The sequence below is a fragment of the Faecalimonas hominis genome (assembly GCF_054660755.1).
The window spans coordinates 1-12419 of record NZ_BAAHSH010000028.1 but is presented as its reverse complement, the minus strand read 5'-3'; the positions used below and the strand labels follow the sequence as shown (position 1 = coordinate 12419).

The window sequence follows — 12419 nt, the reverse complement described above, 5'->3', positions numbered from 1 at the left end:
TATCAAAAATGGTTTATATTATACGGTTTACAGAGTATGAACAACCTTGACAATCCCCTGTTTGTAAGGTATAATACTGAAATTGTCAAAGTATATTCAAATGAAGAAATGCATGAAAAAATTCATGAAAAAATAAAATGGTAAATCAAGGGAGGCAGTTAAGATGGCAGATAAAAAGACTATCCTTACTTATGCTGGATTAAAGAAACTTGAAGAGGAATTAGAAAATTTAAAAGTAGTAAAACGTAAAGAAGTAGCAGGAAAGATTAAAGAAGCAAGAGAGCAGGGCGATTTATCGGAAAACGCAGAGTACGATGCAGCAAAAGACGAACAGCGTGATATTGAAGTTCGTATCGAAGAGTTAGAGAAGATTTTGAAAAATGCGGAAGTTGTTGTAGAAGACGAAGTTGATTTGGATAAAATCAGCATTGGCTGTACAGTTACGGTATACGACAATGAATTTGAAGAAGAGATGGAATTTAAAATCGTAGGTTCCACAGAGGCGAACAGTCTTGAAGGGAAAATCTCAAATGAATCTCCTGTAGGAAAGGCGTTAATCGGAAGAAAAGTAGACGATGTCGTGGAAGTAGAAACACAGGCAGGCGTTATGGAATACAAAGTATTAAAAATTGAAAGGTCAATTTAATAAAGGAGTGGGAAAAGTGGCAGAACAAAAGAATGCACAGGAACAGGATATTAACCAGTTAAGAAAAGTACGCCGTGAAAAATTGGCAGACTTACAGGAAAACGGAAAAAATCCGTTCCTTATTACAAAATATGATGTGACTCATCATAGTATGGAAATCAAAGATAATTTTGAAGAAATGGAAGGAAAAGATGTTTCCATCGCCGGACGTATTATGTCTAAACGTGTTATGGGGAAAGCATCTTTCTGTAATGTTCAGGATTTACAGGGAAATATCCAGTCTTATGTTGCAAGAGATAACATAGGAGAAGAAGCGTACAAAGAATTCAAGAAAATGGATATCGGAGATATCGTAGGAATTAAGGGTGACGTATTCCGCACAAAAATGGGTGAAATTTCCATTCATGCACAGGAAGTGACTTTATTGTCAAAGAGTCTTCAGATTCTTCCTGAGAAATTCCACGGTTTAACAAACACAGATTTACGTTACCGTCAGAGATATGTAGACTTAATTATGAACCCTGATGTAAAAGATACGTTTATCAAGCGCTCTAAAATTATCAGTGCGATTAGAAAATATTTGGACGGACAGGGATTTATGGAAGTGGAAACTCCAATCTTAGTTTCAAATGCAGGTGGAGCAGCGGCAAGACCATTTGAAACACATTTCAACGCATTGAACGAAGACTTTAAACTTCGTATTTCTTTAGAGTTATACTTAAAGAGACTGATTGTCGGTGGAATGGAACGTGTTTATGAAATCGGACGTGTATTCCGTAACGAAGGATTAGATACAAGACATAACCCTGAATTTACATTGATGGAATTATACCAGGCATATACAGACTACAACGGAATGATGGATTTAACTGAAAATCTTTACCGTTATGTAGCACAGGAAGTTCTTGGTACAACAAAGATTACTTACAATGGTGTTGAGATGGATTTGGGCAAACCATTTGAGAGAATCACAATGGTAGACGCGGTTAAGAAATATGCAGGTGTTGACTGGAATGAAGTTCAGACATTAAAAGAAGCAAGAGCGCTTGCGAAAGAACATAAGGTTGAGTATGAAGAACGCCACAAGAAGGGTGATATTCTTGCGTTATTCTTTGAAGAATTCGCAGAAGAACATTTAATTCAGCCTACATTTGTTATGGATCACCCAATTGAAATTTCACCGTTGACAAAGAAAAAACCGGATAATCCGGAATATACAGAGCGTTTTGAGTTCTTTATGAATGGTTGGGAAATGGCGAATGCTTATTCAGAGTTAAATGACCCGATTGACCAGAGAGAACGTTTTAAAGCACAGGAAGAGTTGCTTGCACAGGGTGACGAAGAAGCAAATACAACAGATGAAGACTTTATGAATGCGTTGGAAATTGCTATGCCGCCAACAGGTGGTATCGGATTTGGTATCGACAGAATGTGTATGCTCTTAACAGACAGCGCAGCAATTCGTGATGTATTGTTATTCCCGACAATGAAGACCCTCGGTGGTGTAAAATCCGAAAATGGTGTAAGTTCTAAAGAGGTTTCTACACCAAATTCAGAGCCGGAAAAAATTGATTTTTCTAAGGTAAAGGTTGAGCCTTTGTTTGAAGAAGATGTTGATTTTGATACATTCTCAAAGTCAGATTTCAGAGCAGTTAAGGTTAAAGAATGCGTTGCTGTACCGAAGTCAAAGAAACTCCTTCAGTTCACTCTTGATGACGGAACAGGCACAGATAGAACCATTTTAAGCGGTATTCACGCATATTACGAGCCGGAAGAACTTGTTGGTAAGACACTTATCGCAATCACAAATCTTCCTCCAAGAGCAATGATGGGCATTGACTCTTGTGGTATGCTTCTCAGTGCAGTACACGAAGAAGAAGGCGAAGAAAAGCTTCATCTCCTTATGGTAGATGACCACATTCCGGCAGGTGCAAAGCTCTATTAAGAAGTACCGTTTTACCCTACAAAACGGGATGTACTTCATTTGTGAAAAAGCTCTGAAAATACACAAATACACCAAATTTACACCAAATGGTGCTTGAAACAGTGCAGAGCCTTAAAAATCGCATAATTTTCAAAATATATGGGCAGTTCCGGTTCGGAATTGCCCATTTTCATAAGTATGATGAAAGTCTAAAATGGAATTTGAAAGAGTGGTTGCTATGAAGATTCGGAAAATCAAAGAAAATAAAAAACAGTTTCTATCATTACTGCTTTTAGCAGATGAACAAGAGAATATGATAGACCGCTATCTTGAGAGAGGCACTATGTATGTGCTTGACGATAACGGTGTGAAAGCTGAATGTGTCGTCACTGATGAGTGCAACGGTATTCTTGAGATAAAGAATATTGCGACCGTTCCCGAATATCAAGGCAAAGGCTATGCCAAAGCCTTGATAGATTTTATTGTTAAAGAGTATGCCGACAAATATTCCGTTTTACAGGTCGGAACCGGCGACAGTCCTTTGACAGTTCCATTCTATGAAAAGTGCGGTTTTGTTCGTTCTCATATCATACCTAACTTTTTTACAGATAATTACGACCACCCGATATTTGAATACGGAGTCAAGTTGGTGGATATGGTGATTTTTCAAAGAAACCTATAAACTAATGCATTCAAGCCCTTTGAGAGAGGAGAAATCTTTTCTCAAAGGGCTTTTTTAATTTTTACGGATATTCGCAAACTACAAGAAAAAGCCGAAACTTCATATACTTTAACCACAGAGGAAGTGGAGGTTTTGATATGAGTAACAGCTTAGCGACAGTACATCCGGAATTGATTGTCGAATGGTCGGATAGGAATTTACCACTGACACCGGACAGCATAACTTTCGGCTCGAATAAGAAAGTATGGTGGAAAGGTGCTTGCGGTCACGAATGGGAAACAAGTATAAAGGCTCGTTCCAATGGAGAAAAATGCCCGATATGTTCCGGTGCGAGAGTGATTGCAGGGATTAACGATTTAAATACATTGAAGCCGAAACTGGCTTCGGAGTGGTCAGAGAAAAATGAAATCAAGCCGACAGAGGTATCTATCGGCTCACACAAGAAAGTGATATGGAAATGTAAATTAGGACACGAATGGATAGCCACTGTAAAGAGCAGAACTATCAATAGAACAGGTTGCCCGTACTGCTCCCATAATAAAGTGCTTGCCGGATTTAACGACCTTGCAACGCTGTTCCCGGAAGTTGCAGATGAATGGTCGGATAAGAACGAAAAGAAGCCTACCGAAGTTATGGCGTTTGCAAACAGCAAGGCTTGGTGGAAGTGCAAGACCTGCGGTTATGAATGGAATACGCTTACCGACGCAATTAACGATGCCATTAACGCAGGTAAACAGATTTCTTTTCAGTATTACGATTATACCGGATTAAAGAAAAAGGTTCTGAAGAACAAGGGCGAAGTGTATAGGCTCAGCCCATATAAACTTCTCTGGAATGGGGATAATTATTATGTTCTCGGATATTCTGAGAAGAAAAGTAAGGTTATCAATTTCAGAGTAGACCGTATTGCTTCAAAACCTGAGATATTGGATAAGGACATTATTCCTATGCCAGATGATTTTGATATTGAAAATTACACAAAAGAAGTATTCTTTATGTTCTCAGGCGAGAAAGTCCTTGTGGATTTACGGTGTGATAACAGTCTGATGAAAACAATGGTTGACCGTTTCGGAGAAGATGTGACAACCCTTGCGTATGATATGACTTCTTTCAGAGTACAGACCGAAGTATCAGCCAGTCCGACCTTTTTAGGTTGGGTATTTGGTTTTAATGGCAAGGTACAGATACTTGCACCGGAAAGTGTAAAAGAACAGTACAGACAGATGATTGCACAAGCTGATGAAGATATGCAGCAAAAAGAAAACGAAGAACAAGAAATCTAGCTGTGAACGAAAAAGCCGAGTAATAAGGACAGCAACTGCGAGTTGCTTGTTTGAGATAATGCGTGAGACTATAATAAAGGTGTAAGGGAGGTACTGCTTAATGGATACAAAACAGGTTATACTTGAACTTCGTACTCAAAAGGGAATGTCGCAGGATGAACTTGCAGAAAAAGTTTTTGTAAGTCGTCAGGCAGTTTCACGTTGGGAAAACGGAGTTTCCCAAACAAAAGGATATTAAGAAATAACCTGTGTTTTCCTGCTTGCGAATAAAAGAATAGTGTGATTAAGTTAGAAATACTGCATAAATGTGCTGGTATCTCTTTTTCGTTGCCTTGAAACAGCAGACTATTTCATTTCTGCTTGATTACTCTAAACTTATCAGGCTGTGGTTTGTCAAGGGCTTGTTGCGTAAGCAATGCTTTGGCACCCTTTACAAATTATGGACGGTAAAGTAGCTTTTCAAAAGCAGAAAAAAGTAGTCTTAAGATTTTGAAATATTGTAGCGGGTAGTGGAAAATGGTATAATGTGAATACAGAGAAACATATAAATTTGTATTTAACAATCAATAAATTGAGAGGGCTTAATCTTATGACTAAACAAAAGAAGGTAATTTGGATAATATTGGGAATAATTATTTTTGTGTTTAGTGTTTTTCTAGGGCTTGGATATTTAGGTCAAATAACAGGTGGAAATAGTTTAATACAAAGAACAGAAATGAACGATAAATATGTTCCGGAAGAAATAACAAAATATTATCCAATAGAAGATTTAAACTCAAAAGAAAGTTTACTTTCTGATAAAAATTATGCAAACTCAATACAGGATGCTCTGTTAAGTGCCTCTATTGAGTTTGAACAAGGCGAAGAATATAAAACACATATTGATAAGATTATAAAGGAGTTTGAAAACGAAAACTATAAAAGTGTTTTGTATATATCAGAAAAAAACGATATAGAGTCAAGTTTGACATTTTCAAAATTCAAAATTAAGGAAGTAGATGGTAAAAAGAGATATGCTCATATTACAAGTGTACATGAGGTTATAAAGAAAGACCGCCCGTATGACAAAGATACGATGTCGTTACTAAAATCACAGTTAGCATTAAGTGATAGATTGCAAGACTTAAATATCAGTCCAGACAATAGTCGCTTTTTATATGGATTTGTACATGATGAAGATATTTACAATACAAAAATAGAAAATAAAAAACCCGATGAAATTATTTATTTTGAACTTTGTGAAAAGCCTTTCTATTTTTGGTATTATGAAAATTTTCAAAGTGATAAATCTGGAAAATCTTTAAGTATAGAAATTGAAAGATAATAATAGAACAATTCCAGGTTGTAGAGGTGATTAGAATGAAGAAACTATATTGCATGAACTGTGGTACTGAAATAAAAGGAGGAATACCTAACGAATGTTCTTGTGGAGCTGAATTTGATTTAGCAGATACAAAAAACATAAAAAGAATAATTACAAGCATTATATTCTTTGTAATATTAATGTCTCCACTGCTTATTCTTATTCACTTTGGCAGACAATATTTACAAGCGTCAATTATTTTATATGCTTTGCTCCTGATTCTAGGTATTTTTTGGTGTCGTATCGTACAAACTATTTTAGTTCGTCTTGGGTTAGTAACTATGACGAACATTGAAATTAAATAACAACAATAACATCTTCACAACTCTACTGAGCAGGAAATCTGAAAAGGTCTCCTGCTTTTTTATACCAAAAAGATTAAAAATCCTATTATCCGCATAAACGCAGGAACTTTAAGCAATATGAATGAAAATACAAAAGAAATTTACCACTAATTTACTACGATTGAAAGAACCTTGATACGACAAAGAAAATAGCATAAAGAAAAGCAAAATGGCATTTCATACAAAATATGAGATGTTTTTTTGTTGCTGTAACACAGCACAATTTGTTCTTTTTTCTGCTTGACTATCTTTCATTTTTTAGAGCATGAATTGTCAAGAGCTTGTTGCGTAAGCAATGCTTGCACTCTTGATAAGGCATGGGATAAAAAATATTTTGACAGATAGCAGAAAAGTAATGACATGTGAGTTCTATAAATGATATAATAAATTATCAGATAAAAAATCAATCGGTTAACAATTTGCAAAGAAATTTCTAGGAGAAAAGAGTATGGGGAGAATAATTATGGTTTTATATATGGAAGCTTTATTGTTATCTGTTCTTACAATATGGTTTTTATATCACATAATAAAAAAGAAAAAAATCTTTCGTTGGGAAAATGCTCCATTGGACATGAGAGATTTTGTAAAGAGAAATGAAAAAAGGATGAATATGATTTCAAATGGTATTATAGGTATCATTTTGATTCCTGCGTTTTTGCGGGTAGTTCTTCCTGCTGTACAGGATTTTCCAAACATAAATTCTGGCAATTATCTTGAAGTAGAGGGAACAGTAACATCTTGGAATTATAGTGATGAAGATAAAAACAAAACAAGAGCTATTGGAATTATGGATAATAAAACTAAAAAAGAAATATTTGTAACTGTTTATAGTAAAGGAATACAAAAGGGGGAATATCTGAGAGTTAGATATTTACCTAATAGTAGATATGGAGAGATTAAGGAGAATAAGTGATGAAAATAATAGGATTATTTTTTATGACATTAGTATTTGGAATAATATCTATGATAACAAGCAAAAAGTATAAATTGCAAGGGGATTTAAAAGAATTATGCTTTCCACCTGTATTTTCTAAAATTTTATATGGGTGTTTCATTATTTCTATGATATGTTCAGTGGTTATTATATATTTATGGCAAGATACTGGTATTACTATTTTGTTTTTGGTTATGGGGATTATTAGTGCTTTTACTGCATGGGCAATCAGTAAATATAAAATAATTATAGAAGAACAGGAATTGATTGTTATTTACCCTATGAAGAAAAGAAAGATTTCAATTACAAAAATAGAATATATTGAAATCAGTACAAGCGGTAGTATAAAAATCATAGTGCAGAACGAGAAAAAAATAAATTTAGATGCAATGCTAATAGGGACTGAGTCTTTTATAGAATACATGAAGAAAAATGGAGTACCTATACAAGAAAATAAAGGAAATGATTAAACAGACGGAGTGATCCAGACACGGTGGCAGGAAAATCTCTCAGATTTTTCTGCCATGTCTTGCAAGTGGCTGGTTCACTTCGTCTGTGAGCGAGCCTGTGGCGAGCGAAGATTAAGCCCCCGTTATCTAACAGGGGGGTACTATTACAAAAGACAAGAGCAAAAACAAATACAAAACTGCTGATATGCAACGATTTATAAGGTTATAAGAACTTATTTCACTTCACACCCTATTTTTTCTACCCGACAGGTCTAAAACAGCATATCAATAGAAAATAAATATAAGATACAAGGTGTATGCTCCTATGAGTATATGCCTTTTTTTGATTGGAGGAATAAAGCATGAATGATATAAAATTTATTGAAACATTAAAGCAAAAGAGAAATGCCTGTGATTACTCGCAATCACGACTGGCACAGGAACTACAAATCAGGCAATGGACTCGAAGTTGCAGGAGCGTGGCTGGTCGTTCATTAAGAAAGCAGAAGCAATACAAATACCTCATATCTCGGTATGTTGCAAATAAAAGCGCAAGGGAAATTGCCGAAGCGGAGGGAGTCTCTCATCAGGCGATTGAAAAGCATTTAAACGCAGCGATTAAGAAAGTGAAAAAATATTTGAGGGATTTTTCCGAAAATAGGTTGTCATTTGGCTGACTAATTCCAAATTAGTGAAGAATTTTATATTTACAAAAGATTTTACTGGAAAGAACCGATGAAGAAAATCCTCTTTCCACAACACAGTTAATCAATATATTGAATGATGAATACGGAATATCTGCACATAGAACGACGGTCACAAAAGATATTGCTGCACTTCAGGAGTTTGGAATGGATATTGTTACTATCCATTCTACTCAGAGCAAATACTTTGTAGCCAGCCGTAAGTTTGAATTGCCGGAATTGAAACTGCTGATTGATGCAGTAGAGTCATCGAAGTTTATTACAAAGAAGAAAAGTGAAACTTTGATTGAGAAGATACATACGATGACCAGTCCGGGGCAGGTGGCAAAGCTGAAGCGTAATAACTATGTGGTCAATCGCATTAAGCCGGATAATGAGCAGATATATTATATCATTGACGCTATAAACGATGCCATCAATACAGGTAAACAGATTTCTTTTCAGTATTATGATTATACCGGATTAAAGAAAAAGGTTCTGAAGAACAAGGGCGAAGTGTATAAGCTCAGCCCGTATAAACTTCTTTGGTGTGGGGACTATTATTATGTTCTCGGATATTCAGAGAAGAAAAGCAAGGTTATCAATTTCAGGGTAGACCGTATTGCTTCCAAGCCGGAGATATTGGATAAAGATATTATTCCTATGCCGGATGATTTTGATATTGAGAATTACACAAAGGAAGTGTTCTTTATGTTCTCAGGCGAGAAAGTCCTTGTAGATTTACGGTGTGATAACAGTCTGATGAAAACAATGGTTGACCGCTTCGGAGAAGATGTGACAACCCTTGCGTATGATATGACGTCTTTCAGAGTACAGACCTAAGTATCAGCCAGTCCAACCTTTTTCGGTTGGGTGTTTGGCTTTAATGGCAAGGTACAGATACTTGCACCGGAAAGCTTGAAAGAGCAATACAGACAAATGCTTACAAAAGCTACTGAAGATATGAAAGAGAATGAATAGTGCAGATTTGCATTTATGTAGATGGTCTGCATAAAGCGTAAAGTCAATATTAAAGAATGGAGAGGTGTTAGCAAATTGCGACACCTCTTTTCTTTTGCGAAAAACCTACTTGAAAAATTCTTCGTATCAGGTATAATAAAACTATCGAAAGCAGAGTGCTTCCGATAGAAAAGAAAGTGAGGTGCAGGTATGAGAAGCAAGAGTCCTGAACTTATGAGTGAGATAAAAAAGTATATCGAGGATTATTACCTGCAAAACAGACAATCCCCATCGACTACAAAGATTGCTGAAGCGGTTGGTATTGCCAGAGGTACAGCATATAAATACTTGGTAGAGATGGCTGAGAAGAATATGATTGAGTACGACGGGCAGGAGATTAGTACCAATGTGACCCGTAAGTACAGTGGCGAACAGACACAGACGCCGATTGTAGGTTCTATTCCTTGTGGCAGTCCTCAGTATGAGGAAGAAAATATTGAAGAATATGTATCACTTCCTACTGCTATTTTCGGCAAAGGAGATTTCTTCATATTAAGAGCGAGTGGTCAGTCTATGATTGAAGCAGGGATTGATGACGGCGACCTTGTGGTTGTTAAAAAGCAGGTAGAAGCCAATGAGGGTGATATAGTAGTTGCCCTTGTGGATAATCAGAATACATTGAAACGTTACTTCCGAGATGATGAGAATAAGAAAATCATTCTCCATCCGGAAAATAAGAAGATGAAAGACATCATTGTAGATGAGTGCTGCATTCAGGGTGTGGCTTGTCACATCATCAAAGAACTATAACAGAGGACAGACGAATGAGAACACTTGAAGGAATTCGCTATCTAATCAATTTGGATAGTGCGGAAATACAACAGAACTTTGCCGGAGGAGTTGCACCGCCGGACAAGGTGGAGTCGGAGGTGGACACAACTTGAGTATTTATATGTCAAGAGCCGAGTTAGAAGAAATCAGCGAAGGCTTGATAACAGCTTATGCTAATAAGTTTAGCAATCGAGTGATTCAATCCATCGACATAGAACATTTCATTACAGAATTTCTTATGTTACGAATTGAATACGCTTCTTTCGCAGAAGATGATGCAGGCAGGATTGGTTTTCTGGCAGATGGAGCAACACCACTGCTGGTACATCAGGACGGAAAAATTATTCCCTTTGTTTTCCCGAAAGATACCATCGTACTTGATAAATTTCTTCTTGCCGAAAAGGAGCAAGGACGTCGCAGGTTTACAATGGCACACGAAGCGTCACATCATATCTTGAGTAAGATGTATGCAATGCCGAGTGAAGGACGCTTTCATGCAGAGTATGACAGTGAGCGTAGTTATTCCAAAGAGGAACTGGCTCAGATGTTTGCGTCTGTTGAGTGGCAGGCAGATACAATGGGAGCTTCGCTTCTTATGCCGAGAAGAATTATTGAAAATGCCTTGGCGAAATATAATCAGTCAAATCCGATAAAAGTTTATGGCGATAATACCATTACTTCAAAGGATAAAGCAGTTATCCGCAGAATGGCAGCTTATATCGGAGTATCTTATACAGCCTTGGTTATCAGATTGAGAGATCTGTTGGGAGTATCCCAAAGTTTGTGTAAACCTCCAAACTGATGTAAGATAAAATTACTCAGTTTGGAGGTTATTTTTATGGCAAGAAGAAAAGACAGCCCACAAAAAGCAGCAATGAGAGAAATGATGCGTGATTATCTGAAAAATAATGATATCAGCATCAAAGACGGCACCGATGTAAATGGCATCATGCGTGACATGATGTCTGTCCTATTGGAAGGTGCTTTGGACGAGGAACTGGATGAAGAATTAGGATATTCCAAGTATGATTATCGTAACAAAGAAACAGACAACAGCAGAAACGGTCATTCCAGCAAAACCATGCACACCAGTTATGGAGATATGGATGTGGCGATCCCAAGGGATCGTAACGGTGATTACGAACCACAGCTGATTAAAAAATATCAAAATACCGTAACTCAGGACATGGAAGAAAAAATACTTTCCATGTATGCCAAAGGAATGACCACCGGAGACATTGAATCCCACATGCGTGAATTATACGATATTGATATTTCTGACAGCACAATCAGCCGGATCACAGACAAAATCCTGCCGATTGTAAAAGAATGGCAGGAACGTCCTCTGGAAGAAGTGTATGCTGTAGTATTTATGGATGCGATACACTATCATGTCCGCAGCGAAGGACGTATCGTAAAACGTGCGGTTTACATTGCTCTTGGTATCGACATGAGCGGAAAAAAAGATGTCCTTGGAATGTATGTTGGAGAGAACGAAAGTGCGAAGTTCTGGCTTTCTATCATGAATGGATTAAAAAATAGAGGCGTTGAGGATATCCTGATCGCATGCGTTGATGGTTTAAATGGATTTCCACAGGCAATCGAGGCTGTTTATCCAAAAACAGAGATTCAGCAGTGTATCATCCATCAGATCCGTAATTCAACAAAGTTTGTTTCATACAAAGACATCAAAAAACTGATGGCTGATCTGAAGCTTGTATATGCAGCTCCAACGGAAGAAACAGCTTTAAATGAGTTAGAATTGTTCAAAGATAAATGGGATTCCAAGTACCCGAAAATCTATAAATCCTGGAATGATAACTGGGCCACCCTGTCCACTTATTTCAAATATCCAGAGGCAGTAAGACGCCTGATTTACACCACAAATGCCATTGAAGGCTTCAACCGTCAGCTCCGGAAAGTGACCAAAAGCAAAACGGTTTTTCCGTCGGATGACAGCCTTTTGAAAATGCTGTATTTGGCAACCATGGATATCACGAAAAAATGGACCGGTCACAGGCAGGACTGGGGACAGATCCATTCCCAGCTGGAAATTTATTTTGAAGAACGTCTGGCAGGACGGAACCTGTAAAACAGTCAATTTTAAGCAGGTTTTATTGACATGCCTAAAAACTACTGTATAATGCAGATATGGGCAGAATCCGGAAAATCGACTCTGCCCATTTGTAACTATTCACAAATCTTATATCAGTTTTTAACGTTTCTCCTAAACTTAATATAGATTTTTGATTATCTTTTCATATCTTCTTATATGTCCGCAAGTCCTTATTTTATCGGCTTTGCGAACGTTTTCGTTATC

General features: G+C 37.0%; 13 protein-coding genes and 2 pseudogenes. All 15 read left to right on the top strand.

What is annotated here, in order from left to right; all coding sequences use genetic code 11:
* Positions 1 to 163: 163 nt before the first annotated feature.
* The 15 genes and pseudogenes from greA (at position 164) to ACYQ35_RS05295 (ending at position 12191) form a co-directional block, all read left to right on the top strand.
* Positions 164 to 646, top strand: a complete 483-nt coding sequence (gene greA / locus ACYQ35_RS05365; RefSeq protein ID WP_459830985.1) for a transcription elongation factor GreA — start codon at positions 164 to 166, stop codon at positions 644 to 646.
* Between the two features lie 16 nt (positions 647 to 662).
* Positions 663 to 2591 (top strand): lysine--tRNA ligase, encoded by a 1929-nt coding sequence (gene lysS / locus ACYQ35_RS05360; protein ID WP_459830983.1) that lies wholly within the window; start codon positions 663 to 665, stop codon positions 2589 to 2591.
* Positions 2592 to 2808: 217 nt separating this feature from the next.
* Positions 2809 to 3252, top strand: coding sequence for a GNAT family N-acetyltransferase (locus tag ACYQ35_RS05355; RefSeq protein ID WP_459830981.1), 444 nt, complete (start codon positions 2809 to 2811; stop codon positions 3250 to 3252).
* A gap of 137 nt (positions 3253 to 3389) precedes the next feature.
* Positions 3390 to 4535, top strand: coding sequence for a zinc-ribbon domain-containing protein (locus ACYQ35_RS05350; protein ID WP_459830979.1), 1146 nt, complete (start codon positions 3390 to 3392; stop codon positions 4533 to 4535).
* 100 nt (positions 4536 to 4635) lie between these two features.
* A pseudogene (locus tag ACYQ35_RS05345) lies at positions 4636 to 4749 on the top strand (helix-turn-helix transcriptional regulator); the annotation flags it as partial.
* Positions 4750 to 5124: 375 nt separating this feature from the next.
* Positions 5125 to 5859 (top strand): hypothetical protein, encoded by a 735-nt coding sequence (locus ACYQ35_RS05340; protein ID WP_042741426.1) that lies wholly within the window; start codon positions 5125 to 5127, stop codon positions 5857 to 5859.
* Positions 5860 to 5894: 35 nt separating this feature from the next.
* Positions 5895 to 6203, top strand: coding sequence for a hypothetical protein (locus tag ACYQ35_RS05335; protein ID WP_004614026.1), 309 nt, complete (start codon positions 5895 to 5897; stop codon positions 6201 to 6203).
* Between the two features lie 487 nt (positions 6204 to 6690).
* Complete coding sequence (locus tag ACYQ35_RS05330) at positions 6691 to 7155, top strand: hypothetical protein (protein ID WP_004614025.1); 465 nt, start codon at positions 6691 to 6693, stop codon at positions 7153 to 7155.
* Complete coding sequence (locus tag ACYQ35_RS05325) at positions 7155 to 7646, top strand: hypothetical protein (protein WP_004614024.1); 492 nt, start codon at positions 7155 to 7157, stop codon at positions 7644 to 7646. The genes ACYQ35_RS05330 and ACYQ35_RS05325 overlap by 1 nt, the downstream gene beginning before the upstream one ends.
* A 341-nt stretch (positions 7647 to 7987) precedes the next feature.
* Positions 7988 to 8302, top strand: a complete 315-nt coding sequence (locus ACYQ35_RS05320; RefSeq protein WP_459830974.1) for a hypothetical protein — start codon at positions 7988 to 7990, stop codon at positions 8300 to 8302.
* A gap of 174 nt (positions 8303 to 8476) precedes the next feature.
* Positions 8477 to 9151 carry a helix-turn-helix transcriptional regulator gene (locus tag ACYQ35_RS05315; protein ID WP_347879740.1) on the top strand — a complete coding sequence of 225 codons (675 nt, stop codon included), beginning with the start codon at positions 8477 to 8479 and terminating at the stop codon, positions 9149 to 9151.
* A gap of 24 nt (positions 9152 to 9175) precedes the next feature.
* Positions 9176 to 9289 (top strand): annotated as a pseudogene (locus tag ACYQ35_RS05310) (helix-turn-helix transcriptional regulator); the annotation flags it as partial.
* 189 nt (positions 9290 to 9478) lie between these two features.
* Positions 9479 to 10078: a transcriptional repressor LexA gene (gene lexA, locus ACYQ35_RS05305; RefSeq protein WP_055057002.1), complete on the top strand. Its 600-nt coding sequence runs from the start codon at positions 9479 to 9481 to the stop codon at positions 10076 to 10078.
* Between the two features lie 130 nt (positions 10079 to 10208).
* Entirely contained in the window at positions 10209 to 10901 is a 693-nt protein-coding gene (locus ACYQ35_RS05300; RefSeq protein ID WP_459830970.1) for an ImmA/IrrE family metallo-endopeptidase, read from the top strand.
* 72 nt (positions 10902 to 10973) lie between these two features.
* Positions 10974 to 12191, top strand: coding sequence for an IS256 family transposase (locus ACYQ35_RS05295; protein WP_182433064.1), 1218 nt, complete (start codon positions 10974 to 10976; stop codon positions 12189 to 12191).
* The last annotated feature ends 228 nt before the right edge of the window (positions 12192 to 12419 follow it).